Annotated in this window: 19 protein-coding genes and 1 tRNA gene; 14 read left to right on the forward strand and 6 right to left on the reverse strand. The window is 43.6% G+C overall.

All coding sequences use genetic code 11. The annotated features are described in order from the left end of the window. Positions 1-29 precede the first annotated feature (29 nt). From Q4A14_RS00660 to Q4A14_RS00705, 10 genes are all read left to right on the forward strand, one after another. Complete coding sequence (locus Q4A14_RS00660; protein ID WP_303169189.1) at positions 30-1544, forward strand: Mfa1 family fimbria major subunit; 1515 nt, start codon at positions 30-32, stop codon at positions 1542-1544. 175 nt (positions 1545-1719) lie between these two features. Next, complete coding sequence (locus Q4A14_RS00665; RefSeq protein WP_368492340.1) at positions 1720-2625, forward strand: FimB/Mfa2 family fimbrial subunit; 906 nt, start codon at positions 1720-1722, stop codon at positions 2623-2625. A gap of 37 nt (positions 2626-2662) precedes the next feature. Continuing rightward, on the forward strand, positions 2663-3913 hold the full coding sequence (locus tag Q4A14_RS00670; protein WP_303169192.1) for a fimbrial protein: 1251 nt from the start codon (positions 2663-2665) through the stop codon (positions 3911-3913). A gap of 414 nt (positions 3914-4327) precedes the next feature. Further along, the gene (locus Q4A14_RS00675) at positions 4328-5209 is read left to right on the forward strand and encodes a bile acid:sodium symporter family protein (protein WP_303169194.1); all 882 of its coding nucleotides are present in this window, start codon (positions 4328-4330) and stop codon (positions 5207-5209) included. A 115-nt stretch (positions 5210-5324) separates the two neighbouring features. Next, positions 5325-6581: an FtsW/RodA/SpoVE family cell cycle protein gene (locus Q4A14_RS00680; RefSeq protein ID WP_303169196.1), complete on the forward strand. Its 1257-nt coding sequence runs from the start codon at positions 5325-5327 to the stop codon at positions 6579-6581. An 11-nt stretch (positions 6582-6592) separates the two neighbouring features. After that, positions 6593-7714 (forward strand): undecaprenyldiphospho-muramoylpentapeptide beta-N-acetylglucosaminyltransferase, encoded by a 1122-nt coding sequence (murG, locus tag Q4A14_RS00685; RefSeq protein ID WP_303169197.1) that lies wholly within the window; start codon positions 6593-6595, stop codon positions 7712-7714. Between the two features lies 1 nt (position 7715). Further along, positions 7716-9128: a UDP-N-acetylmuramate--L-alanine ligase gene (murC, locus tag Q4A14_RS00690; protein WP_303169199.1), complete on the forward strand. Its 1413-nt coding sequence runs from the start codon at positions 7716-7718 to the stop codon at positions 9126-9128. A 5-nt stretch (positions 9129-9133) separates the two neighbouring features. Continuing rightward, the gene (locus Q4A14_RS00695; RefSeq protein WP_303169201.1) at positions 9134-9889 is read left to right on the forward strand and encodes a cell division protein FtsQ/DivIB; all 756 of its coding nucleotides are present in this window, start codon (positions 9134-9136) and stop codon (positions 9887-9889) included. Between the two features lie 478 nt (positions 9890-10367). Beyond that, positions 10368-11231: a mechanosensitive ion channel family protein gene (locus tag Q4A14_RS00700; protein WP_303169203.1), complete on the forward strand. Its 864-nt coding sequence runs from the start codon at positions 10368-10370 to the stop codon at positions 11229-11231. 215 nt (positions 11232-11446) lie between these two features. Next, positions 11447-14206, forward strand: coding sequence for a TonB-dependent receptor (locus Q4A14_RS00705; protein ID WP_303169205.1), 2760 nt, complete (start codon positions 11447-11449; stop codon positions 14204-14206). A gap of 244 nt (positions 14207-14450) precedes the next feature. On the opposite strand, the gene Q4A14_RS00710 is transcribed toward Q4A14_RS00705, so the two are convergent. After that, a tRNA-Leu gene (locus Q4A14_RS00710) sits at positions 14451-14534 on the reverse strand. Positions 14535-14985: 451 nt separating this feature from the next. Between Q4A14_RS00710 and Q4A14_RS00715 the strand changes: the two genes are divergently transcribed. Genes Q4A14_RS00715 through lpxB form a run of 4 tightly spaced genes read left to right on the forward strand, consistent with a single transcriptional unit; the run spans position 14986 to position 19109 of the window. Beyond that, the gene (locus Q4A14_RS00715; protein ID WP_303169206.1) at positions 14986-16524 is read left to right on the forward strand and encodes a glycine--tRNA ligase; all 1539 of its coding nucleotides are present in this window, start codon (positions 14986-14988) and stop codon (positions 16522-16524) included. A 39-nt stretch (positions 16525-16563) separates the two neighbouring features. Continuing rightward, the gene (locus Q4A14_RS00720; RefSeq protein WP_303169207.1) at positions 16564-17166 is read left to right on the forward strand and encodes an FKBP-type peptidyl-prolyl cis-trans isomerase; all 603 of its coding nucleotides are present in this window, start codon (positions 16564-16566) and stop codon (positions 17164-17166) included. A 17-nt stretch (positions 17167-17183) separates the two neighbouring features. After that, positions 17184-17954 (forward strand): 5'/3'-nucleotidase SurE, encoded by a 771-nt coding sequence (gene surE / locus Q4A14_RS00725; protein WP_303169260.1) that lies wholly within the window; start codon positions 17184-17186, stop codon positions 17952-17954. Positions 17955-17987: 33 nt separating this feature from the next. Next, positions 17988-19109, forward strand: a complete 1122-nt coding sequence (gene lpxB, locus Q4A14_RS00730) for a lipid-A-disaccharide synthase (RefSeq protein WP_303169208.1) — start codon at positions 17988-17990, stop codon at positions 19107-19109. Positions 19110-19280: 171 nt separating this feature from the next. On the opposite strand, the gene Q4A14_RS00735 is transcribed toward lpxB, so the two are convergent. The 5 genes from Q4A14_RS00735 to Q4A14_RS00755 all read right to left on the reverse strand — a co-directional run bounded on the left by Q4A14_RS00735 (position 19281) and on the right by Q4A14_RS00755 (position 26581). After that, a complete protein-coding gene (locus Q4A14_RS00735; protein ID WP_303169209.1) occupies positions 19281-20858 on the reverse strand; it encodes a DUF6029 family protein in 1578 nt (525 codons plus the stop codon). Between the two features lie 26 nt (positions 20859-20884). Further along, positions 20885-21358 carry a TlpA disulfide reductase family protein gene (locus tag Q4A14_RS00740; protein WP_303169210.1) on the reverse strand — a complete coding sequence of 158 codons (474 nt, stop codon included), beginning with the start codon at positions 21356-21358 and terminating at the stop codon, positions 20885-20887. Positions 21359-21393: 35 nt separating this feature from the next. Beyond that, entirely contained in the window at positions 21394-23127 is a 1734-nt protein-coding gene (locus Q4A14_RS00745; RefSeq protein WP_303169212.1) for an Omp28-related outer membrane protein, read from the reverse strand. Between the two features lie 458 nt (positions 23128-23585). After that, positions 23586-26066 (reverse strand): TonB-dependent receptor, encoded by a 2481-nt coding sequence (locus Q4A14_RS00750; protein ID WP_303169214.1) that lies wholly within the window; start codon positions 26064-26066, stop codon positions 23586-23588. A gap of 158 nt (positions 26067-26224) precedes the next feature. Beyond that, positions 26225-26581: a hypothetical protein gene (locus tag Q4A14_RS00755; RefSeq protein ID WP_303169215.1), complete on the reverse strand. Its 357-nt coding sequence runs from the start codon at positions 26579-26581 to the stop codon at positions 26225-26227. Positions 26582-26756: the final 175 nt, after the last annotated feature.

The raw sequence follows: 26756 nt of genomic DNA on the forward strand, positions 1-26756 counted from the left end.
TTAATCTTTAAAGAGGAAATCATTAAATTATGAAAGCGTCAAGATTTCTATTGATCGGTGCGATTGCACTCGGTCTTTTTGCATGTAAAGATGGTTACAACAAAGGAGGAGTGGGTCCTGATAGTAAGGAGTCCACTTATGCCGGCTTATTTGTCAAGAATAAAATCTCAGATCTGAGAAATGTCGTTGATAGTGAAGCTGACTATGATGGACGTACTGGGGAGAATGGACTCAAGAAGATGCACCTTTTGTCTTCGGTCAAACCGATGATGTGGGATTATGCAGCTTCGTTAGGTCCTGGTCAATTTGCACCTATCCCTGCAGTTCCAGGTACTTTTACGGTGGAACCATGGGTGACAGAGCCCGGGCAGCATTTTATGGCGCTGCTCTTGAATGATGTAAACGGTAACATTATTTCCGGTGTCACCATCGCTGATGTGAAAGATCGTAAGTTTGGCTCAAAGACAGCTCCGGCCGAAGACTTGAAAGCTCTCTCGACCGATGGAGAATTTGTCATGACTTCCGGATCTATTGATAAGTTGGTTAAGGAAGGTGTTACCAAAGCTACTGCTGAAACTGGTACCGATGAAAATTCCAATGTGTTTACGTTTGATGTTGAGCGAGTCGTTGCTCAAGGACTCGTGGCAAAGGCTGATGCTCTCAACGCTGAAACAGTAGATGGCAGAGGAACGATTGATCTAACTAAACTGACTTATACTGCAGTCAATGGTGCGGTAGAGACATATCTTTTTACCGAGCATGCCGGCGATCGTACTATGGGTGCTGATCAACTCTATGACAACTATGAGTCTGCTCTTCATAATTATGTAGAGTATAAGAATGCTCAAGATCCTGCAGGAGTCGTTGACAAGCTTATTCGTCTTGGTAATATTAACCCTAATCTTGGAGGCTATGCAGCAGTAAATGTTGCTGACAATGCAGTAGGTGCGAAGGCTGCTCGAGGGATCTATTTCCTTGAAAACTCTGTTGAAAAGGCAACTTCTTGGACGAAGGAAAACAAGGATTATGGCTTCTATCGTATGGCTTATGCGAAGGTTTATGCTGAGTTCATTCCAAAAGTCCTTTATTACTTGGATGGAACTGTAATAAAGAGCAAATCCGGGGTTGCTGGAGCTACTTTCTATCAGGGCGAAAAGGATGGACTGTTCTACGAAACTAAGGAGGCTGCAAAGAAGAGTGCTATCGCTCCTGATCAGAAAGCGTATACTTACAAGGATGGTAAGTGTGCATATCGCGCATTATGGAATCGCCAGTTTGTTGCAGATAATCAGGGGGCTGTCAATGTGACTAATGCAGATACACGTAGAAACAATGTCTATCTGATCGAGATCAAGGGCTTCCAGACTATCGGTATGCCTTGGGACTCTTCCGATCCCGGTGACCCATATTTGCCGAAGCCTGCAGATGGTGAAGAACCTACAACGCCTGACAATCCTGATATTGAAAAGCAAGACACCTATATGCGTGTAGAGGCTAAGATTTTGAAATGGAATCTCGTCTCTCGTAAGGTGATCCTCAATTGAAAAGGACACTTCTCATCCGTATACCTTCTAAGCAAGGCGATGAATAAATACTAAAGAGAATGCAATGTGGCTGTGTGTCTTTTTCAGCCCTTTGCACCCTCTCTTTAAGGTGCAAATCACTTTTACCTTGAAACTATTTTGATTAGATAGTTCGGGCTAAATAACTGATCTCGAAGTGAAAACTATAAAAATATTACAGTTATTCTTTCTATGTGTCTTTTTACTCTTTTCGCAGTCATGTGATAAGTGTATATATGATGATCTTAGTGAATGTCCTCAAGGGATGGACTTCAAGTTTGTATCCAAGACTCCTTGTGGAGATGTTTTGTCGCTCGATGGAATGAGAGACCTCTTGGTTCAAGTTTATGATACCAAGGGAAATCTTGTCGCAAAGTTTGATCAGAAAGGAATTAATATCACCCCTGATTATAGGATTACTCTTCCTTTTTCGAGACCGGGAACATATACTTTTGCCTTCTGGGGGATGACTGCTGGAGCCCCGTATGCTAAGACGGACGAAGCCTCGTGTGCATTCATAAAGGCTGATAGTCCTATTACGACCGACTTATCATCTCTATTCTATGGAGTATTGAAGGATCATAAGGTTATAGATCGTTCGGATCTGGGGACATTGATTGATCTTTTCTCGATAAATATGTTGCCATATACATACCGCTTCAGTATGGAAGTTGCAGGCCTTTTGGCTCAGAAAAAGTATGTTGTTGAGCTTAGTGATGATAATGGCGCATATGATTTTTATGGGAAGTCTATTGGTGTACCTGTAATTTACACTCGGAGTGCAGAGTCCTACGATGGCAGGATACAGGTCTCTCTGAATACCCTTAAGTTGATTAGGGATGGAAAGACAATGATACATATTCGAGAGATGGATACAGGGCGAGAGCTTATGAAGATTCGCCTTGAAGACATCCTCCGTGGCATAGAGAAGCAAAATGGTGTGACGATCAATCTTGAATGTGTTTATGATCTAAATCTCAAACTTCAGATTTTGACCCATCAGTCCATCATGGTTTCTCTCAATCAGTGGAACTTCATTTATCGTGGTGTCATCCTGCGTTGATATGACGTTATGTAGATAAACATTTATAACGTATACAATGAATAAGTTTTTCATACATGTGTTGTCTGTGACAATAGTTCTGAGTCTTGTCTTTTCGTGCAAACGGGCAGATGAGATGGATGTCCACGGTAGTAAAGTGGCGGCTGACAATGTGGAATTGTCATTTGCGATAAAGATGAATAATTATAGCGCATCTCAGTCATCTCATTTACGTGGAACTATCACTGATCGTGATATCGAATATGGTGAAGTAGAAGGTACGGAGAACGAAAATGATATCAAGAAACTATGGGTTTTCCTTTTTGACAACTCTGACGACGAATTGAAGTATATCTTCCAATTCTCCAGGGATGCGGCAGATCCGGAAAATCAGCTTACCGGCCCTTATGAGCAGTTGAATGGCTTATATAGGACACCCGTGAAGTTGGTGAAACCCGGTCGTTATACCCTCGTGATTTCGGCCAATACCTACCAGTTTCGTTTCCATAATGATCATACAGCCATCGGTTTTGGTGACATGTATATAGAGGGTATGACACCGGTGTTGGGGATGAAGAGAGGTTTCTTTGCAGCCTCGGCAAGTTCCACACACTTTGTCAATGACCGTCCTGCTCATGATAGGGATCCGGAGACAAACGGGCTAAACGCCAATTATGTCAACTTGAACTTTATCGTCCCCAAAGACTATACTTCCAAACGCGAACCTTTTGTCGTACCGATATCTCTTACTCGCGTACTTTCTAAATTGGTGGTGACAATAGACAACCTCAATAATCAATCTGAGGAAGTCGTCCAGACAAGAGATTATCGTCTTCACGAGGTCGTAGTTGTCTCTTCCAAGTTGTATAAGTCTTTTTTGAGACCATGGTACTTACCTCCAATGGCTGTCGGAATGCGAACTGCGTGGTATACTCACGGTATATTGCCATTGCCGACTGCACCTTCGCCGGGCTATAGCGTAAAGCCGAACAATGGACTGATGAAGGATAAGTTCCCTCTATTGAAGAAACTCAATGAACAAGGGTTTACGGAGAGGTTGGAGGAGACCGAACTTTTCAACTACTATATCCCACCATGGAGCACAGGCAGCGATCCTCAGACTGATACACGGAATACAACAAAATTGATTCTCGTATTTAAACACAAGACTACCGGTGATGAAGAGAGGTACGAAGTCCCTCTCTATAATACCAAAAATGGACAGAAGGACTACACTATCAATCCTAATACCATATACAAGCTCCGTCTGTCTTTTAGGATAGGCTCTATACGATGTGAGTTCGAATAGCCTTGTGTTCGCAAAGATTCAAGAGGCCTCAATCTATCTATGGGATTGGGGTCTCTTTATTTTTGGGTATTCTTGTTCACAGAGAGCTACAATTTTATGCTGCTGGCAATCTTTCCCATCCGATGGTGTTGAAAGGGGGATGGCAAAGATGATTTTCAAGGTTGTCACATCGACTTATTAGGTTAGGCATCTTGATTTGTTAAGGTAGGCATCTTAATTTATTAGGTTAGCCACATTGATTTACCACGTTAGCCATATCAATTTTTAGAGGTGCATATCTTTCATTTGATTGTTTTTCGGGGTGTACATTGAGGGAGGTGGATATTAGAAGTGGTTGTCTGAGACTTGGTATGATAATATCGCTATCTTTGTGCTGAGAGAGTAGATAGGGTGTGTGAATAAGCAACTGAAATAATGACCAATCTGATAGATCTTTTGTTGTCCGGGGTAGTGGGGCTCGTCATGTTTGTCCTTGGGCTTTCCCTTACTCGTCAGGACTATTTGGACTTGGTGTTCCATCCCAAACCTATTTTGGTGGGTTTATTGGGTCAGATTGTCATGCTTCCTCTTGTCGTCTTTCTGTTTGTGACCTTCTTACCCATATCGAGTGCCTTTAAGGTCGGATTTATTCTCCTTTCTGCATGTCCGGGAGGCACTACATCGGGTATCATTACGTATCTTCTTAGGGGCAATGTGGCGATGTCTCTCTCTCTTACTGTACTCAACAGTATTATTTCTTTATTCACTATACCTGCTGTGATTTCACTTGCTCTTCACTTTTTTCATATGCCGGACATGGAGGTCGTGATGCCCATGGGAGAGATGATGTCACATATATTTCTACTCACGATTGTGCCCGTGGTGCTTGGTATGATTGTACGTAAAATGAGATCACAGCTCAGTCTGAGGTTGCAAGTCCCTCTGAAGTTGGTGGTACTTTTGTTACTTGCCTTTGTCTTTGGTGTCAAGTTTTTTGCCGGAGAATCTCACGGCGGGGCAGCTTTGGAAAGGAGTGAGATGGTCATATTATTTCCACTCGCGGTGCTCTTCAATATGGTAGGATTTGTTGCGGCCGTATTACTTTCTTCTATCACTCGTCTTGGCAAAGACCTTCGTCTCACAGCAGCTATCGAGATCGCTGTACAAAATAGTTCACTTGCGATGCTTATCTCCGGGACTCTGCTCCAAAGTCAGGCTATGTTGAGACCTTCTCTTGTCTACGCCATGACATCATTTTGGATCACATTACTATTTGGTTTTCTTTACAAGAAAAGTGTGATGAGAGAGCTAAAATAAAGTACAGAGATTGAGCCTGTATTGATAAAAAAAGTTGTTACCTTTGTTTATCTGAGGTGGCTGTCATCTATGGTGGGTATGACAGCCTTTTTCGTAGCAAAGATAAGTTACCCTTATGCATCGTTTTTTTCAGTTTATTTTCAAAGGAGACAAGACCATTTGGTATGTCATCTTGGGATTTATGTTTATCTCCATCGTCATGGTTTTTTCCGCGACGAGCAATATCGCTTTTTTGAGCGAACAGCGAGGAAGTAGCTTTTATGGCCCGATCTTACGCCACTCATCCCATGTCTTCATGGCCTTTTTGGTGTGTCTGGTGGGGGCACGTATCCCTACACGTGTTTTTGCAGGGATGTCAAGGTTGCTCGTCCTCATTTCGATAGTGCTGCTGCTGGCCGTTTTTGTCATGGGGGTGGAGCGCAACGATGGAAAACGCTGGCTGGAGATCATGGGGATAGAGTTTCAGCCCTCTGAGATTGCGAGATTTGCTGCCATCAACTTTGCTGCATTCAGGTTTGGGAAGCCTGATCATGCAGACAAACGGACATTTATCTCCGTCATGCTCCCTGTTGGTATTATTGTTGTACTTATCTTTATAGAGAATATATCTACGGCCCTCTTTATCTCTCTCGTTATCTTCCTGATGGGGGTGATTGCTCAAGCCAATAGACGGATGATGTTGATGACCGGACTTGGAGCACTCGTTGTCGGGACATTGGGACTCACAGTTCTACTTCTGACCCCTTCTTCCGTACTCAAGGGGAAAGGGCGTCTTGAGACCGGAAAGGCCCGCATCGAGAGATTTTTTAAGTCTACTGATGATAGCGGAGAGAAGAAACTGGACATGGAAAATAAAGACTATCAGATTGTTCAGTCAAAAAAAGCGATGGCTCGTGGAGGCATCACCGGCGTAGGACCCGGTAATAGCGAAGCAAGATATTTCTTGCCTCAGCCATATTCGGACTTCATCTATGCAATGATTGTGGAGGAGTATGGTCTGATGGGTAGTGCTGTGGTGTTATTCTTATATATCATGCTGTTTTTTCGTATAGCCATTATATCGAGACGTACCAATAGCATGTATCTGAAGTTGATGCTTATGGGGATTGGTTTGGCCATTACTTTGCAAGCCTTGGTCAATATGTTGGTGGCTACCGGTGTATTCCCGGTTACGGGACAACCTTTGCCATTTATAAGTAGAGGGGGAACGTCGTACATCATAACTGCTGCTTACTTTGCTGTACTACTTTCCGTCAGCAATGCTGCGGAGCAGGAGCGTGAACATAGGCTTGCAGAGGTAAGTGGAAATCATGTCGAGACGGATGTCGTGCCTGATTTTCAAGAGATGGAGGAAGAGGAGCAGGCTAATTAACTTTGTATACAATGAGAAAGCGTAAATATATCATCAGTGGCGGAGGAACGGGGGGACATATCTTTCCGGCTCTTTCCATTGCCAACGAGATAAGGCGCCGTGATCCTCAGGCCGATATCCTTTTTGTCGGAGCCAAGGGGCGTATGGAAGAAGAGAAGGTGCCTGCTGCCGGGTACGAGATCTTTACTTTGCCTGTCAAGGGGCTGGAGCGTAAACGGTTGCACAAAAATATAGCAATCATATACCGCCTTGTCAAGAGCCTTTTTTCTGTACGAAAGGTAATCAAGGACTTTGCTCCTGATATAGCTATAGGGGTAGGAGGGTATGCAAGCGCACCTACGCTGATCATGGCAAACCTTTTGGGTGTGCCGACTCTCGTGCAAGAGCAAAACTCATATGCCGGTGTCACCAACAAGATCGTAGGACGTCGTGCTAAGAAAGTCTGCGTGGCCTACAAGGGAATGGAGCGCTTTTTCCCGGAAGAGAGAATTATCCTGACAGGTAATCCTATACGACAATATCTCTTTGAGGTCGGTCGGCACGCTACAGAGGCTTACGAGTATTTCAAACTCAGATCAGATCGTAAGACAATCCTTGTAATCGGAGGCAGTCTTGGAGCAAGAACCATCAATGAGAGCGTATCCAATGCATTGCAAGAGTTGAGCCGGCGTACCGATATTCAGATCATATGGCAGACAGGTAAGGGTTATATCACTAAAGCAAGAGCCGAGCTTTCTGCATTGGGCGATTGTGATAATATTTCAGTCACGGATTTTGTGTATCGGATGGATTTGGCTTTTTCTGTTGCCGATCTTGTCGTTTCAAGAGCCGGAGCAGGTTCTATATCAGAGTTTTGCCTGCTTGGTTTGCCCGTCATCCTTGTTCCATCTCCCAACGTATCTGAGGATCATCAGACCAAAAATGCCATGGCTCTTGTCAATGAAGGAGCTGCCTTGATGGTCAGAGACTGTGATGCGAGGGAGCAGCTTGTGCCGTTACTTCTTGAAACAATTGGGGATCAAGACCGTCGTGAGATGTTGGCTGAAAATATCGCAAAACTGGCATTGAAAAATTCCGCCCGGCGCATTGTTGACGAAATCGAACTTATTATATCACAAAAAGAAAATCGCTGAGATGAAGCAGGATATCAATATAATTGAAGGTGTTGTATCTCCTCGTTCTATATTTTTTATCGGAATAGGAGGAATAGGAATGAGTGCTATAGCCCGCTACTTCATCCACTACGGTTATACAGTGGGGGGGTATGATCGCGTCGAGACTCCCATCACCCAAAGTCTTGTTGCTCAGGGAGCACAAGTCATTTATATAGATGATGATGCCTTGATCCCTGAAGTTTTCAAGGGGGATGATTGTCTCGTTGTGTATACCCCGGCTATTCCTCAAGATAATAATGTTCGTCTCTATTATGAAGGCAAAGGGATTACTTTTCATAAACGTTCCGAAATACTTGGCTTCATCACAGCCGGATCAAAGGCTCTTTGTGTAGCAGGTACGCATGGTAAAACTACGACCAGCACCCTTTTAGCGCATTTGCTTTCACAATCTCATGTCGGGGCCAACGCATTTCTTGGGGGAGTCTCACTCAATCATGACTCTAATCTGTTGCTTGATGAGCGTAGTCCTTACGTTGTCGTTGAGGCGGACGAATATGATCGTTCATTTCATCGACTCAGGCCTTTTATGTCCATCATTACATCTACCAAGCCTGATCACCTTGATATTTATGGTGATGCAGCTGCTTTTACTGAGGCCTTTGAATATTTTGCGTCTTTGACCACGGACGGTGGGCTTGTACTTATGCATGATAAGGAGACGAATATCACTCCCAAGGTGGGGCCGGGTACTCGGGTTATGCGGTATGGTTCATTGTCTACTTCCGAATATCGGTATGATAATATTCGTTACGAGGGGGGCGAATTGTTTTTTGACTGGTATCATCCGGATGGTGTATACAAGGATATGACCATAGGGACACCCATCGAAATCAATGTCGTCAATGCGACGGCAGCTCTTGCTGTTGCAAAGGATTGTGGATGTGCGGAGGCAGAACTGAGATCGGGCTTGAGCTCGTTCAGAGGTGTTCACAGGCGTTTTGAGCGGGTGTTGACATCCCCTCAGTATCCAATACTCCTCGATGATTATGCTCATCACCCCGAGGAGATAGAAGCCTCTTTATCTTCAATAAAGAAACTCTATCCCGATAAGGAAATAACAGTCGTCTTTCAGCCTCACTTATATAGTCGTACTGCTGACTTTCAGCGAGAGTTTGGGGAGAGTCTCAGTCAGTGTGATGATATCATCCTCCTTGATATCTATCCTGCAAGAGAATTGCCCATACCGGGCATAAGTTCGCACTCTATTCTCAAGTATATAGATAAGGAGTCAAAGTGTGTGGTTTCCAAAGCCGACCTTATCCAAGAGTTAAGTAAACATCACTTTGATGTACTTGTCATGATGGGAGCCGGCGATATAGAGTTTGAGGTGCCCAAGGTAAAAGAATATCTGATGACCAAAAAATATCAATAAATGGGATGAAGTACTTGTATAGACTCTTGAGATTTTTGGGTGTCGTTGTGTGCTTGGCCTTGGTGGGTTACACTCTGTTTTATGCTATTCGGCAGATAAGCGATGGCAGTAAAGAACGCATCATGATTCCAAGTAAGACGACGGTTCGAGTGTATCATGCTGATTCTGAGTATACATTTCTCTCTACCAACGATGTGCTGTCTCTTCTGCCTTTCAACGCCAAGGATACTGTTGCGCGAGAAGTGAATGCTCACAAAGTCGAGAGCCTGCTTTTGGCCAATTCTCCCTATATTTCCAAGGTGTCTGCATACATTGCTCCTATGGGGAGGGCGATGAATATCAATATTACCGAGAGATGCCCCCTCATACGATATTACGTTGGAGGTCAGTCTTATTATATTGATGATGAAGGGTATGTTTTTGCCAATAGAGCAGGAGCTTCAGCTCATGTGCCTCTTGTGACAGGTGCTGTCACCAAAGAGATTGCTACCGGAGTACTTTTCCCTTTGGGGATCTTTCTCAAAGAGCATAAGAAATGGCGTGAGTTTATCGGAGCTATTCACGTTGTATCTGATCATGAATTGCACCTCTATCCGAGAGTAGGAGATTACATTTTTGTAATCGATGATCTTGATGACTTAGAGGACAAACTGTCCAAGATTTCGATTTTTTACCGACGCATTTTGCCAAAAGTCGGCGCTCAGAAATACAAAATAATCAATCTCTCGTATAAGGATCAGATTGTCTGTAAACATAGGTAACCTTTTAGCAGCGTTTTTGCAGTGTGTTCAGAGGGTGGTTGAGATATTTTAGGTGCTGTTTTTAGGCATTTTGATTTGCCTTTTGGGGCATGGGTACTCAACTCTGTATCATTAGGTGTTTATTGTTTTCTTTTTGCACCCTCTCAAAACACAGAAGCCCGACATACTCTATGTCGGGCTTCTGTGTTTTTGACTTATCCTATCAGTTTTATATATCCGGCTCGACAGGAATCGGACGACTATAAGGTGTTTTCTAAATAGATGTGTCTGCTTTAATCAATTGCGGAATTTACCTTGATGTTTCAACTTGTACAATCTTTTTTCAGTACACATCAGTTTGAGTCGATTTAGTATTGTGCCAGGGGGATACTTGATATATGGAGCGTGCAATATTTTTATTCTTGTTCCCCTCTGGGGAGCTATTTATCTCATCGTTTTTTCGCTATATCTACGCAGATAAACAACAAAAGTGAAGGGTATGGAAGAATTTTGGAAGAAACTCAAAGATGTGATGCACTTTGTAGTATTTGATGTGCAGGGCAGTAATTTTACGGTCTTGACACTCCTCTATGTACTCATTGCGTCCTTATTACTTGTTTGGGGGACTCGGAAGTTAAGCCTCCTTCTTGATCGCCATGTTTTAGGGAGACGTATCAGTGAGAGGGGGACTCGACTTGCGATAGTTTCTATCATCAGGTATTGTGTACTCGTTGCCGGATTTGTGCTTATTTTTGACTCTGCAGGATTCAGTCTTGGGGCTTTCAGTTGGTTGCTTGGGGCACTTGGGGTCGGTCTCGGTTTTGGGTTGCAAAATATTACGAGCAACTTTGTTTCCGGGATTATTATCCTTTTTGAGCGTCCCATTAAGGTCGGTGACCGCATCCAAGTCGGAAATGTCTCAGGCGATGTTGTAGAGATATCTATGCGCTCCACGACGATAGTCACCAATGACAATATTTCAGTCATCATCCCCAACAACGAGTTTATAAACGGTAATGTCACCAACTGGTCTCATAATGATAGGTTGGTTCGCTTTCATTATCCCGTCGGAGTTTCCTACAAAGAAAATCCTGCTCAGGTCAAGGAGATTGTGTTGGGGATTGCAAAGAAACACCCGGGAGTACTTCAGCATCCCGCTCCTGACTTTTGGTTTGTCGAGTATGGGGATAATTCTTTGAAGTTTGAACTGGTCGTTTGGACATCTTCATACATACAGAGGCCGATTGTCCTCAAAAGCGAATTGTACTACGAGATCTTTGGCGAGTTTGCCAAGCACGGTGTAGAGATACCTTACCCACAGAGGGATATTCATATCCGTTCGGGTCTACCGATCAAAATGTAATACTTCTAAGTAATATCTGAGGATTTTTTAGATTCCACGGTAGTAAAAGTCTGTCGTTTGGCACTGCTAAACGACAGACTTTTTATTTGTCCGGCTTAAGGATTACAGTGTCATTATTTATCAAAAATATAAGTAGCAAATTAAACCTATTGATGTTTTTGGTAGTCTCCCCAATAGCAACTTCACAGAATATACTAAAACAACACCGCGTGAATATGAATCAGTCATTCACATTGCTAAGGCAACTCCTTTGGGGAGTCCTTCTTTTATTTTTATTGCCATGCCTTTTGCCGGCTCAAAATTCTGTAGACTATTACGAATTGATAGGGACAGTTTCAGATGCTGCCAATGGGGGGGAGGCTATGCCTGCCGTCACGGTTCGATTGATGAACAAAGGTGACGGAAAGCTTGTCAAAGGGACAACTACCGATGGACAAGGCGTTTTTTCACTTGGGCAACTTTCAGCAGGAGACTATCGCTTGATTATCACATTTGTAGGATACAACAACATAGAGAAGGCTCTATCTCTCTCTAAGGTGAGAAAGGTCAATCTGGGGCGTCTCAAGATGACTCCTGATGAGACTACGCTCAAGGAGTTGCAGGTGACCGGTCGTGTGAGGCCGATAGTGCTCAAGCAGGATACTGTGGAGTTTAATGCTGCAGCTTTCAAAGTGAGGGAGGGTGCCAATATCGAGGAGCTCTTAAAGAAGCTTCCCGGTGTCGAGGTAGATGCGGATGGCAATATCTCTTATAATGGGGAAAAGATACAGAAGATAGAGGTGGATGGACGCAACTTCTTCTCCGATGACCCCAAGAAAACTACTCGTAATCTCCCCTCTCTCATGGTAGATAGAGTGCAGGTTGTGGATAAACAAAGCGATGAGTCAATCCTCACAGGTATGGATGACGGTACACGCACAAAGGTCTTGAACCTCAGTATCAAGCCTGATATGAAGAAAGGTTTTGTGGCCAACATAAACGGTGGCTACGGTACTGAACGACGCTATACCGGTGATGCGATGTTGAACTTTTTTGATAAGCATTCTCGTTACTCTTTGCTCGGAAACTTTAACAATACCGAAGGGATCCTTTCAGGAGAAGGTGACAGAGATACACGTAGGGTAGGGTTCAACTATGAGACGTCTTTGGGCAAGACATTTGAACTCACCGCTGAGGTCGGATATGATGGTGAAAATAATGATCGATCCGGATCTGTGATGAGAGAAAATCTTCTCGGACAACAGAAGCGTAATATCTACACGGAGGACTACCGTGATTTGACTCGAAACAATCGTCTCTCAGCTCTCTCTCGTATGGAGTGGCGTCCCGATTCGATGACTACCATATTTTTTACTCCCGAGTTCTCCTGGTCTAGAGGTAGGACTGAGTCCACTCAGGCTTTTGAAACACGTAGTCAAGACAATGTCTTGATCAACAAGGGAGCATCTCTCAGGACAAGTAACAATGATAATATCGATGGTCAAATGTCGTTGCACCTCAGTCGTACGCTCAATTCCAGAGGGCGTCATGTTTACATTGGCCTTGAGGGAAGCATAAATCAGACTGAAGGCTCCGGTAGCAATATCCTCACGACAGAATTTTTCCGAGAAGGAAAGCCTTCCGAAAAGATTGATCAAAGTCTGAACAACTCCAACAAGGCCGGAGGCTTTATCCTCAGATCATCTTATATCGAGCCATTGAGCAAATACTGGGCTATGCAGTTGGTTTACAGACTTGAGGCTCGCCACCGAGACAACCGGCGTGAGGCTTACAATAAAGATACAAATGGGCAGTACACGATCTTGGATGAGGTCTACACGAGAGGTTCGACAAGTACATTCCGTAATCATAGTGTGGGGATCAATCTAAGATATAAGGTTGATCGTTCTCACATCACCTTCGGTATAGATGCTCGTCCATCATATGCCGGCACTATCTCGACAATAGGTAATAGGGAGGTGTTCAATAAATCCCGTGTAGTTTGGAACTATGCTCCTTCGGTGAGGATCGAGTACAGGAGCAGTGATAGTATATCTTTCAATCTTAGGTACAGCGGGCGGACTTCGCATGCCTCTATGGATCAGTTGAATCCCGCTGTTGTGATCAATTCTCCTCTGAGTAAGGTCACAGGTAATCCCGATCTTTTGCCATCTTTTTCTCACTCCCTGAGGTTTATGGGTAACTACAATAGTCCCTCCAAGAGACGTACTTTCGGTATCATGGGGCGTGCCTCTCTGACCGATAACGCCATCGTCGATCGTCGCACGATAGATCCTGAGACGGGTGCTGTCAACACGACTTTTGAAAATGTCAGTGGACTGGTCAATGTCGGGCTGGGAATGATGGCATCTCTTCCATTCGGACGCTCTCCTTGGTCTCTCTCCGCATTCGGGCGATTTGGATATGAAAGGACCAAAGCATATATCAATGATGAATTGAATACAGCAAATATCTTTACTCCCATGATTGCTCCGAAGTTGACTTGGAGAGGGCAGGATCTTTCGGTCTCTTTGGGTGCAAGGGGTGCTTGGCAGATGGCATCCAACAGTGTAGCAACCAATCTGGATCGCAGGGTCATTGACCACTCCCTCTCCAATGAAATCAATTGGAGTCTGCCTTGGAGTTTTGAACTTACTTCCAATCTCGTCTATACGCACAAATCCGGATATTCGGGTGGCTTGGACAAAGACATTTATCTATGGGATGTTTCTCTCGGAAAGAGCTTCCTGAGAGGTAATGCGGCTACGATAGAGATTTCCGTCTTTGACATCTTGGGACAGCGAGATCCATTTTCACGAATGATTACGTCTACATCCATAACAGATAGAACTGTCAATACCATCGGTACGTACGGTATGCTGACATTCAAGTATCGTTTCAATAGCTTTGGTAAGGGGAATGAGCCCAAGTCCAATAGTGGCTTTTCAAGAGGTAGGCCCGGAGGAGGACATCCGAGATCTATACCTCGTAGATAGTGCGCATATGGGTAGGGTGGAAAACGGAAGTTATTATTGTTGATTTTCAGCTATATTTTGAGTGTCTTTATTATGTGTCTTTCCATAAATATTTCCGGATACTACTCTCATAATTTGGAAGATTCAGATGTAATAAAAACTAAGAGTCCGTGTCATAAGCATATTTTATGACACGGACTCTTTCGTTTTTACCGAATAGGTATGAAAACAAAAAGCGACAAATGTTTTATATTTGTCGCTTTTGTGCGCAGGATGAGACTCGAACTCACACGCCGGAACCGGCACTACCCCCTCAAAGTAGCGTGTATACCAATTTCACCACCTGCGCATACACTTTTTCATTATGTTATGGTAACCTCTTTTGGTCAAACCATCATTAGTTCCCGTTTTGTGAGTGCAAATATACGACAAGTTTTTTAATTCGCAAGGGAGACTGATGTTTTTTAGGCGAAATGGGGTGGTTTTTCTTGGAAAGAGCCCCAATCCTTGTTTTACCCTTGATCACTTCATGTCTGATATCAGTCCCAAAACAAGATAGTGAACCTTCGAAATCAAGGTAGTGAACTTTCGATCAAAGGTTCACTACCTTGATTTCGAAGGTTAGACAACTTTTTCAGCCCCCTCTTTCGGCTTGCAAAGTTCGTGCTCTATATATCGGACGTATTGCTTTCTTTTGGTTATCTTTGTGATTGGTATTGTAAAATATAAACAACATAAACCGGAGACATCGCTCATAAGGGGGCGAAAAGTGCCGGTATCATCAACTTTAGGATAGCACTATGTCACAAGAAAATCTTTTCAAGAAGATTGTTTCACACTGTAAAGAATACGGATTTGTCTTCCCTTCATCTGAGATCTATGACGGTCTCGGAGCTGTCTATGACTACGGGCAGAATGGGGTCGAACTCAAAAATAATATCAAGAAATACTGGTGGGACAGCATGACCCTCCTCAATGAAAATGTGGTAGGGATTGACTCTGCCGTCTTCATGCACCCTACGATCTGGAAAGCTTCGGGACACGTCGATGCCTTCAATGACCCATTGATTGACAATAAGGAGTCCAAGAAACGTTACAGAGCGGATGTCCTCATCGAAGATCATTTGGCAAAGCTTGATGAGAAGATTGAGAAAGAAGTCCAAAAGGCAAGAAAAAGATTTGGAGACTCTTTCGATGAAGCTCAGTATCGTTCGACGTCGCCAAAGGTTTTGGAGATTACAGAGCAAAAAGCCGCAATTCATGACCGTTTTGCAAAAGCTCTCAATGACAATGACCTCAATGAGTTGCGTCAGATCATCATCGACTGTGAGATCGTGTGCCCTATCAGTGGGACAAAAAACTGGACAGAGGTGCGTCAGTTCAATCTCATGTTTGCTACAGAGATGGGCTCTACTGCCGATGGTGCGATGAAGGTATATCTCCGTCCGGAGACTGCGCAAGGTATATTTGTCAATTACTTGAACGTCCAAAAAAGTGGGCGCACGAAGATACCATTTGGTATCGCTCAGATAGGTAAGGCCTTCCGCAATGAGATCGTTGCTCGTCAGTTTATCTTCCGTATGCGCGAATTCGAGCAGATGGAGATGCAGTTTTTTGTGCGTCCCGGTAGTGAGCTCGAGTGGTTTGAGAAGTGGAAGGAGACTCGTATGAAGTGGCACCAAAACCTGGGCTTCGGAGCAGAGAAATATCGATTCCATGATCATGAGAAGCTTGCGCACTATGCCAATGCGGCCACTGATATTGAGTTTGAGATGCCTTTCGGCTTCAAGGAAGTTGAGGGTATTCACTCTCGTACAGACTTTGACTTGTCAAGTCACGAACAATACAGTGGTAAAAAACTGAGATATTTTGATCCTGAACTCAACGATAGTTATGTCCCATATGTGGTCGAGACTTCTATCGGTGTCGATCGATTGTTTTTGAGTATTCTTTCGGCATCCTACGAGGAAGAAGAGTTGGAAAATGGCGAAACTCGTGTCGTGCTCAAGTTCCCTGCTCCTCTTGCTCCTATCAAGTTGGCTGTATTACCGTTGGTTCGTAAGGATGGATTGCCCGAAGTTGCACGGAAGATCATTGATGAATTGAAGTATGACTTCGCATGTCAATATGATGAGAAAGACTCTATCGGTCGTCGCTATCGTCGTCAGGATGCTATGGGAACACCTTTCTGTGTGACCATCGATCATGAGACTCTCACTGACAACATGGTTACCATCAGATACAGGGACGATATGCGTCAGGAACGCGTGCCCATTTCACAGTTGAAAGAGATCATCGGAGAAAAGGTGAGCATGAAGAGTCTGCTCTCCGAACTGTAAGATGTCTCTCATCGGTATCTAACTCTAACAATATTCGCTATGAGTAAGTATATAATAAAGATCGGATGGCTTGTGACTTTGACCTTTGCCTTTCTGCTCACGAGCTGTAATGAGACGGTCGTCGAGGTTGTGACCGAGTATCAGAAGAAAAACGAGGCATTTGTAGATCTTGTAAGTAAAGACACAAGGTATAAAGAGCTGAGGTTTCTACATGAAGAGTATCCGATATACTATAAAGTCCTTGCCACAGGTCCTGCTGAGCTCAAGGACGAAAAGCCTCTACAAAATAGTAGAGTAAGTGTCTTTTTGAAAGGCGTGATACCTGCACTTCAACTTCTTGAACTGGATGAGGTCAAGGCTCTCAAGGATGTTACACCTTTGATCGCTCAGGGGCAGGTCTTTCAACATAAAGGTAAGAGTCCTACGCCTCTCAGAATTCAAGATAAAGAACCTTCAGGATCACCTCAGCTCTCACTTATCAAGGGTGTGCAGATTGCCCTTCAAAATATGTCCGTAGGTGACAAATGGGAAGTCGTGATACCTTGGCAATTGGGATACAAGCAGTATGATTATATGGGAGTTATCCCGGGGTTTTCTACACTTGTTTTCGAGGTCGAACTTATTGAGATACTGGAAAAATAAAATATCGGGTCTGAAATATTATGACAAAACGCCCTAATATACTTCTTTCAAATGATGATGGTGTGTTTGCCAAAGGGCTGGAAGAGTTGATCATAGCTCTCCAAGACATTGGTGATATCACTGTCATAGCTCCGGATAAGCCTCGTAGTGGAAGCTCGAGTGCGATCACTACAAGCGTACCTATTCACTATGACTGCGTCCGCACAGATCCCGGAATCACGATGTATAGCTGTAGCGGTACTCCCGCCGATTGTGTCAAACTTGCTCTCAATGAGATTGTCACGGATATGCCTGACCTGGTGATTGCAGGTATCAATCATGGTGGAAATCAAGGTATCTCTGTAAACTATTCCGGTACTTTGGGTGCTGCCATCGAGGGGTGTATTTTTAATATCCCATCATTTGCAATCTCTTTGCTTCAAGGCAATCAAGAGGATGACTTCTTGGATAGTTGTCGTTATGCCCGAATGCTGGCTCGTCGCCTGCTCAAGGAGGGACTGCCTAAGGGAATTTATCTCAATGTTAATGTCCCCAATGTCCCGGTCGTAAGAGGGTTGAAGGTTTGTAGTCAGGCTGATGGTCGCTTTTACAACGAGTATATCAAGCATAAGACGCCTACAAATAGAGATGTTTATTGGCTCTCCGGTGAGTTGAAGGTGCATGATCCGGTCAACAAAAATACCGACATTATGCTCCTCGAAAAGGGATATGCCACGGTTGTCCCATGTAGTATCGATGTGACTGACTATGAAGTGATACAGAAGATTAAACATTGGGAAGAGGCTTGAAGCCCTTCCCTTTTTATTTTCGATAAGTAACGGATGAAGTACTTTTTCGTTGTCGGTGAGGCGAGTGCAGATCTTCATGCCTCAAACATGATGAAAGCTCTCAAGGCTCAAGATAGCAGCGCTGAGTTCATGTATGTCGGAGGTTCGATGATGCGTGAAGTCGGAGGAACGTGTGTGATGAAATCTGAAGAACTTGCTTTTATGGGCTTTATCGAGGTCCTTAAGCATATGGGAGATATCAGACGAGGAGCACATAGGGTTCAACACTCTCTCCGGGCTTTCTCTCCCGACGTTGTAATCTGCATCGATTATGCAGGATTCAACTTCAGATATGTGCTTCCATTCATAAAGACTCAGCTCCCTTCTGCCAAATGTGTCTATTACATCCCCCCGAAAGTCTGGGCGTGGAAAAAGGGGAGAGTGAAGACTTTACAAACGCACACTGATTTGGTGCTGTGCATCTTTCCGTTTGAAAAGAGCTTCCTTGAGAAAAATGGTCTCTCTCAAGTGAAATACGTGGGTAATCCTTCTCTTGATGCAATCAGGGAATTTGACTACAATTCCATAGAGCAGCCACTTTTGAGTAAACCATACATAGCATTGGTGCCCGGCAGCAGGATTTCTGAGATCAGATCGAACTTACCGGCCATGCTTGAGGCAGCCTCTCACTTTCCGGACTACGAGGTTGTTGTGACTGCAGCTCCAGGTATAGATCCAAGAGTCTATGAAAACATCAAGGGCATACACAGAGCCACAGTACATCATGGTGAGACTTATAGACTGATAAAGCATGCGGCTGTGGCACTTGTCACTTCCGGGACTGCAACTTTGGAGACTGCTCTGATCGGCACACCTCAGGTTGTTTGCTATGCCGTAAAGGGTGGGGGATTGGCAAACTTTGTTTTTCGAAACTTCTTCGCTATTCCTTATATCTCGTTGGTGAATATTGTTGCTGAAAAAGAGGTGGTAAAGGAACTGTATGGCGGAAAATTCCGTGTCGGAAATATCGTATCGGAGCTTAGATCTCTGCTCCAAGATAAGCATCGAATGAGTAAGATGTTGAAAGAGTATCGGGAAATAAAGGATCGACTTGAAACTCCTCAGAGAGCCTCAGAGCATGCTGCTAATGAGGTGATAAAACTAATGTCTCCTTGAAAAACTTTATTGGACATTAATAAAAAACTAAGTCAACCGATTTAATGGGATTGTGCCTGTCGTATTACCTTTACCCTGAGTTTTATTAGATAGCTACAAAAATAAATTACCCCTGAAGGTATTCCGAACCTTGGGGGTAATTTTTATTGTTAGCTACTATCATCGTCTACATCAGAAGACATAAGACAGATTAGCTGTAAGCCCTGTATACTCGGGTACATAGCGACAGATACCACCGACGCACTGTACTCCTGCTCTACTACGTCCATAGCTGGTCATCAGACGGAAACTCTTGTAGGTAAAGCTTGCTCCGACACTGTAGTAGTGTTCCTTATTTTCGGCAGCATAGCTGTACATGTCACTTCCATAGAGGGTGAAGTGTGGGGCAAATCCAAACTCTACGAGTCCATATATCCAGCCCTTTTCATCCATCTCTGTTTTCATGTGTTGTAACTCCGTGCGTAGGGATGCTTTCTTGTTTACTTTCCAAAGTACATCCAGGACCTGAGCAAAGGATTTATGCATCTGAGCATTATGTATGATGTCTTGAAAATGAAGTCCTGCATTGACCTGTATTGCACGAGAGAAGCGTTTGCCTAATTCGATAGATACTTCGCTGAAGTTTTTCTCTCCCTCACGACCGAAAAACGGCATGGTTTCCATCGGATTTCGTCCAAGAGAGTTATAGTATGACATGTTTAAAGCAACCTTTAGGGGATACTTACCAATCCAGTCTGCTGTAAGGTTGTAGTACATATCAACTTGTCCTCCGATCTCACCGGAACTGTTGGTCTGGTGAGGATAGAGTGATGGGAGAGCATACTTGTGTTGCTTGGTCAAAGCCGGTATGTAGTTCATCGGTACATAGATTTCTTGTAGCTTGTTGTCTATACGAAAATCCATGTGTTCGATACGTCGGAAAGTTCCCGAGATCCCAAAATCTGTGCGGATGTAATCAAGGTTGAATAGGAGAGCTGTCCCACTCTCTTTGAGGAATTTATGTGCATAGGGAGAAAAAGACTGTCCCATGCCCTTAACCGTATACTCTGCACCGAGATTGAAACCTCCTGCACTGAAACCTGCACGAGCACTGTATAGATGCATCATATCAGGGTCAACGGATTCAGGGATGTTTTTGGTATTTTTCTTCGTTACCCAAGCACCTCCGATGGTGACATCATACTTCCCTTCTTTCTCCCAAAGTCTGGAGATGGTCACATCTGCATCTCCACCACCGATGATTGCATCTGCATAGGTGATGTATTTGCGAGGTTGTCCTCCCATGACCTTGAGTTGGAGCCAATCAGTAGGAGTGTACTTGACATTGAACCCTCTGAGTGAGTTGTTGATCCCGAGTGAACGTTCCTCAAAGGCCCTGAATATGAGACCGCTACCAAACTGTTCGTAGAAACTTCCCGCTGTGACACTTAACTTCTCATTTGAATAGCCTAAATAGTACTGCACCAGCCCATTTCCTTTGAGATCTTCCGGATACCCTCTCAATGGTGGCTCGAATATCTCGTACTGCAAACCCGCACCGAAGTTTTTGTAGTCATACTTGAGATTGAGATAAGTATTGTTCCCATAGTTTTTAATATCGGGATTGCTCTCATCCTTTTTGTACAGAGTCGCATTGCTCTCGATACCGCCATGGACGTTTCCCCGGTCTTTCTTCTGCTCCTGGGCCGACACTGTAAGTGTCGACCACAGAGCTGAAGATGCGATTAAACTTGTGATTAGTTTATTCATATTTATCCTTTTTTCTTTCTAACCTCTTACTTGACATACTTCATCGCCTCTTCTATTAAGTATTCTTCGTCACCGGGACTGTACCCACTGTGCTTGTATACTTGCTTTCCATTACTGAAAATAAAGAGGAATGGCACATTAAGTACATTGAGCTTTTTATATAGCTCCTGATTGCTATCCATATAAATTTCAAAAGGATAGTTTCGTCCTTTTACAAAGGAGGGAACTTTGTTTTTGGAGCGAGAATCATCAATAGAGATTGATACTACTCGGATTTTACCTTCCCAATCTTCTTTGATGTCTTTGAGGGCATCCATTTCCATGAGACATGGTTTGCACCAAGTCGCCCAAAATGATACAACGACAGGTTTGTCACCTTTGATTACATCTGAAAAGGATACTTTTTCACCTTTCAGATTTTCAATATTTACATTTTGTGCATGCGTGTTGAATGTTCCTACAAACATTATCGCAACAATAATGAATATAAATTTTTTCATAAGTCAATTTATTATTTCCTGATAGATTTAAGTGATCAATATCCTTCTGCTTCGCCTGCTCTTACTTTTTGTGCTGTAAGGACAGTATTGTCGCTTGCTTTCGTGATGAGTATAAAGACGCTGCATTTTTTAGGCTTCCAGTTGCCGTTCAGAGGTATAGTGAACTTTTTAACGACCGGTGTGTTGGCAGTGATGCTGAGAGGATCTCCCCACACTGTTGAGTTGTAGGTCTTTCGATATACATACCTATGTTCCATATTACGTATAGGATTACCAAGTTCAGGATATACCGCGTTGGCTTGATCTGCATGCAATCCATCCTCTGTGACTATTGCTACCCATTTTAGGTCATTGAAAGTTTCTGAACTTTGGACTGTCATGCTCACATCTATGGATTGACCACTAATGGTTGTGTAGACTGCGATACCTAGAGGCGTTGTTTTGGGGATCATATTCAAGATTGTTTTGCTTGTTCCATTACTGACTCGACGACCTTTATCTCTTCCTACTATGATTGTCGGGTAGCCGGTTACTGCCAGTGCATTTCCAATTGTCCCTGCATCGGCAGTAGTAAATGGATCTCGTCCGGAGTGGAGTGAGGAAGCCACGACCTGAGGATGATCACATACTTTTTCCAATAGGGTAATCAATCTTGGGCAATAAGGACACCATGTTCCTGTGAATAGTTCCATGTAGAGTCTTGGGGTTGCAACATATTCACTTTGTGATGTGATGGCTACTTCCTCTTTTGTTGTCTCTTCGCCGAACTTAGCTGTGATCTTGAACTCTTTGTTTACTTTGGTGTTAAAGTAAGGTCTATCCAACTCTTTACCATCGAGATAGAACTTTACTTCATCTGTCAAATCTCTATCTTCGTCCAAAGTGTTGATACATCTGAAAGATACTACATCAATACCATCACTTACAAGTGTTTTCTTGCTCGGTTTCACGACAAGATTATACTTTATCGGTTCTTCTACAGTGATGACAACCTGATTGGATTTATTACCCTTGTAATTGGCTGTTGCTTTAAATTTTCCTGTTGCTTTCGGTACGAAAACATTTCCTTCGATAGGATTATCACCGATGAATATTTGAGAATTAGCGGTGATATCCTCTTTTTCCTTAGTGTAAACCTTAAATGTTGTTTTGTCTTTACCATCGAGTACAAGTGTCACCTTGTCTGCTTCAAGGATGATGTCTTGCATCTTATTGGCTTGAATCGTGAGTTCGTTGGAAAATTCGTTGCCGCGTTTTGCTACAGCCTTGTATTCTCCTTCTACCTTGGCACGAAACTTATGTCCCGCAACCTGCTCTCCATTGACGAAGATATCGCAATCTTCTGTCACAACTTTTCCACCTTTTTCCTTTACCTCAAAAGCTACCCAATCCTTGTAGTCTCCGGCAAGGATAGTACTCTTATCACTGGTCAATACCAATGTTGCTTCTTTTGGTACTGCAGTTACTTGGATTTCATTGGATTCCACATCATTCAAGGTCGCGACGAATTTGTAAGTTCCGGCTTTGTCTGTTTTGAAAGTATTGCCATTGAGTTTTTCCCCATTGACAGTAAAGTTAACCCTCGATGTCACGTCTACATCTTTTTGGGTTACAGCAGTAACGGTAACCATATCCGTGTTATCCGCGGTGATGGTTGTTTTGTCTGCGTTGATTTTGATTGACTCGATGAGGTCTTCTCCCTTATTTTTTTCTGCACACGAGACGAAAATCATCGTAAGGAGAGTAAATAAAAAGAACACTTTTTTCATAGTTGTAGTGATTTTCATATGATTAATATTACGTGTTTTTTCTGTGTTTTTAAGTTTGAAAAATTAATCCGTCGCTCAATTTAGTGAAAAAATAGAAACTATGGCGTTTTTAATTATGTAAATTGTTCAGATTTGTTGTTTTTTTACGTTTTTGATGTGTTTATGTATTTCATGCCGATCATTTGATTTGTCTCTGGATAAAGGTGGATTTATCGAACCATGTTGTGGTTTGGCCTTTCTTTGGAATCTGATTTTGGGCTGTTTCGGCTTAAAATTTTTCGGGAGATCAAGACTGTAAAAGGGGTAATCTTAGTCCTTCGATATGCTTATCTCGATGTTCGGTAATTGTGTTTTATCATGCTTGTCTATAGTAGATGAAGCAAGGGCTGTGATACGACCTTAGATGGCCTCTATCACAACCCTTGCGGAATACTGAGGTTATCCTCTTGCTTTTTCTTTTAGATGGATAGCTTTACACCACAGAAGATACTGCGGGGAGCCTTAGGTCCATAAACGTATGCGGAAGCACGGTTAGGACCTTCATCAAAGTCTTTTTGGTAAGAGTTGAACATATTGTTGATACCTGCATTGAACTCGACCGAAGTGTTCGATACCTTTACTGTGTAAGTCAACTTCGTACCCAACGTGAAGAATGATGGTGCATGCACGAGCTTATCTTCATCTGAAGTGATATAGTTCTCTACCTTTTCACCTGCTTCGTGAGGCACCCACATTTTGCCTGAGTAGTCACCGAAGAGATTTACACCGAAGCGTGATGTCGGAGTCCATCCGAGTACGAAGTAGCCATATACGTTTGGAGTCCTCATGAATTCTCTGCTCTTGATTTCGCCAACACCGATCTCGGTCTCTTCGTCAAAGAGGCTCTTTTGGAGTGTGAGTCCTGTCTGAAGATTGAAGAGTTTTGCATATGCTACACGAGCTTCGAGGTTGACCCCGTAAACTGCAGCCTTGCCTGCATTGACAACTTCGAGATATTTGCTACCACTTAGTTCTCTTTCCTCTGCATTGAATTTGTCAAGAAGTCTTGTGTAGAATCCTTCCGCCATCAAGTTGATCTGTACGTTTTCAATATCGTGGTTGTACCAATCGACAGATCCTGTAAAGCTTCTTGAACGCTCCTCCTTGAGATCCTTGCTGAGGACACGAGGAACACCTTCGCCACCTGCAAAGGCTATGTGCAACTCTTCGTCAAAATATTGTGGAGCTCGGAAACCATGTGCATACGATAGACGGAAGTGTAGATCGTGAGTCGGATTGTATCTGAATGTCGCACGTGGAGTAATGATGTTGAGCTTACGTAGAGCTTCTACACTTTGCTTTTCATCTGTGTTGAGGTTCAGGTTGTCATAACGTAGACCGAGAAGGAAGGCAAATGTGTCGTCCTTCCACTCGTTTTGAAGGATTACACTGCGGGTTGATACCTTCTGCGCAAGATCAAGAGGGCGGTAACCACTGTTGTCGTTCAACTTGTTGTAGTTGTATTCAAAGCCTGTTGTGAGTTCCGCAGGCATGAATAGGAGCTTGTCAAAGTTGTGCACATACTGGACACCGGCTTGTATTGTGAGATCTTTGGTAAGTCCATAGTTGGTCAATGGCGATGCATCTTCAGGCACCTTTATACTGCCGTCATCTTGCTTTTCAGGAATATAAGCACCTCCTCCATAGAAGCTGTTGCGTATGGTGTTGGAGCCTGCAGCAAAGGCAGTGAGGTAACCGTTACCATCAAATAGATATCTGTCATAGCGCAAGATACCTGTATGGATGCGGTGTCCGAGGCTTTCAGCGATATTTGCTTCGTGCTCAGGGCGATCGAGAGCATCTCCTCCTCGACGAGACTCCTGTGTATAGAAGTAGTCAAGGGTCAATTTTGCAAGGGGAGATATATTGGCAAAGGTGTTGATCCCTACAGTCGAACTGAAGAGACGTGGCATCTCTGTGTAACCGTCCTTACCTGCGTCCAGACCTTTCTCTTTGTCTGCTTTGAGTTGGCTGCCCGGTCTTACGAAGTCAAGTCCTTCACGCTGCTTGATACGGCCAAATACTGTGAGACCTACCTTGGAATCATCGCTAAGGATAGAGGTCGCAACTCCCATGTTATGGGCAGGAGACGAGTAGTTGTCTTGGTATGCCTCCATAGTGTATTCTGCAGTTGCCGAGTTATGAGTAGGTGTCTTGGTGATGATGTTGATCGTACCACCGATGGCTGATGAACCATAGAGTGCAGAGCCACCACCACGCACAACTTCTACTCTGTCTATCATCGAGGTTGGGAGCATCTCAAGGCCGTAAACGGCTGCAAGGGAGCTGAAAATCGAACGAGAGTTGATCACGACTTGAGAGTATGCACCGTCGAGACCATTGATGCGTACTTGGTTGAATCCGCAGTTTTGGCAGTTATCTTCGACGCGTATACCCGGGTTGAACCTTAGGGCTTCGTCAAGTGATACAGAGTTTGTTGCGGTAAAGAGTTTTGCATCCGTGACATTGACAAGTACCGGAGCCAAGTGTCTACGGGTTTCTGTACGGTTGGCTGATACCACGACTTCTTCCATGTTAAACTCCGCCGGAGTAAGTCTGATTGTCACATCCTTGCTGTCTGCCGGTATGATGATTTCTTTTGTTTCGTAGCCGGTGTAGCGGACACGTAGTGTCACCCTCTTACGAGGAAGATTGTTGATCATGAAGTGTCCTTCGTTGTCTGCCACGAGTCCGATAGATGTCCCAAGTACTGTTATCTGAGCTCGAGGTAGGGCCTCACCACTTTTGGCATCCTTGATTTTGCCCTTGAGTTTATAGACATCAACGGCTTCCTTGGGGTCTGTGGTGTTGTCTTTGCTTATTACACCGGATGCTGTGATCGGTGAAATTGCTGATGTGGCAGCTCCTAAAATAAGCGCCGCAAGTAGATTATATCTCATTTGTTTAATCAGTATAATATTGTTTGTCGTAAATGTTGGAAAATGCCGTAAATCACAGATGTTTTTGTCTGTACAATACATCGCCCCTCAGCGACGTGACGGCACGCAAGGGGTTATCTTTTAGATAAAAAGATAAGTGAAACAGATCGATCTTAAGATTACAATGAGGGTGGTGCTCGGAGAGAAATCCCGCCATCCGAATAGGATGGGATGTGCCAAACAAGCCTATCAGAAAAACTTATTCTAAAATCTGCAAATACATTGTCAGGTACGATAGGAGAAAAGAATCCTCCAACACATGCAAATAGGTTTGCTACCTGATGAAAAAACACCAATTGTGTCGCAGAGTGATCTACAAATGGGTCATCATTATTGTCCCAGTAGTCCGGATGTGAGTGTACGACTATGACTCCATTGATGATGTGTGCATGAGTCAAGCCCATCACGCGCCCCAGATAGAGTATCATGATCAGAGATAAGAATGCTCCGCCCAATTGATGTTTAGTCAGTCTCATATCACAAAAATACATATTAAATCCTACATCTCATTGATAATTAATGAAATTTTATGTGGGGTTTAACACAGATATAACACATACTCAGCACAAAAGTTTGCCAAACATTTCACTATCTCTGCATATACCTGTATCTTTAGGAGTTAATATCCAAATCGTAACATAATAACAAATC

Source organism: Porphyromonas sp., assembly GCF_030529325.1.
Classification (GTDB): Bacteria; Bacteroidota; Bacteroidia; order Bacteroidales; family Porphyromonadaceae; genus Porphyromonas_A.

Coding starts and splice junctions, on each gene's coding strand:
- Q4A14_RS00660 (WP_303169189.1), top strand. CDS start 30: ATGAAAGCGTCAAGATTTCTATTGATCGGTGCGATTGCACTCGGTCTT.
- Q4A14_RS00670 (WP_303169192.1), top strand. CDS start 2,663: ATGAATAAGTTTTTCATACATGTGTTGTCTGTGACAATAGTTCTGAGT.
- Q4A14_RS00675 (WP_303169194.1), top strand. CDS start 4,328: ATGACCAATCTGATAGATCTTTTGTTGTCCGGGGTAGTGGGGCTCGTC.
- Q4A14_RS00680 (WP_303169196.1), top strand. CDS start 5,325: ATGCATCGTTTTTTTCAGTTTATTTTCAAAGGAGACAAGACCATTTGG.
- murG (WP_303169197.1), top strand. CDS start 6,593: ATGAGAAAGCGTAAATATATCATCAGTGGCGGAGGAACGGGGGGACAT.
- murC (WP_303169199.1), top strand. CDS start 7,716: ATGAAGCAGGATATCAATATAATTGAAGGTGTTGTATCTCCTCGTTCT.
- Q4A14_RS00695 (WP_303169201.1), top strand. CDS start 9,134: ATGAAGTACTTGTATAGACTCTTGAGATTTTTGGGTGTCGTTGTGTGC.
- Q4A14_RS00700 (WP_303169203.1), top strand. CDS start 10,368: ATGGAAGAATTTTGGAAGAAACTCAAAGATGTGATGCACTTTGTAGTA.
- Q4A14_RS00705 (WP_303169205.1), top strand. CDS start 11,447: ATGAATCAGTCATTCACATTGCTAAGGCAACTCCTTTGGGGAGTCCTT.
- Q4A14_RS00715 (WP_303169206.1), top strand. CDS start 14,986: ATGTCACAAGAAAATCTTTTCAAGAAGATTGTTTCACACTGTAAAGAA.
- Q4A14_RS00720 (WP_303169207.1), top strand. CDS start 16,564: ATGAGTAAGTATATAATAAAGATCGGATGGCTTGTGACTTTGACCTTT.
- lpxB (WP_303169208.1), top strand. CDS start 17,988: ATGAAGTACTTTTTCGTTGTCGGTGAGGCGAGTGCAGATCTTCATGCC.
- Q4A14_RS00735 (WP_303169209.1), bottom strand. CDS start 20,858: ATGAATAAACTAATCACAAGTTTAATCGCATCTTCAGCTCTGTGGTCG.
- Q4A14_RS00740 (WP_303169210.1), bottom strand. CDS start 21,358: ATGAAAAAATTTATATTCATTATTGTTGCGATAATGTTTGTAGGAACA.
- Q4A14_RS00745 (WP_303169212.1), bottom strand. CDS start 23,127: ATGAAAAAAGTGTTCTTTTTATTTACTCTCCTTACGATGATTTTCGTC.
- Q4A14_RS00750 (WP_303169214.1), bottom strand. CDS start 26,066: ATGAGATATAATCTACTTGCGGCGCTTATTTTAGGAGCTGCCACATCA.
- Q4A14_RS00755 (WP_303169215.1), bottom strand. CDS start 26,581: ATGAGACTGACTAAACATCAATTGGGCGGAGCATTCTTATCTCTGATC.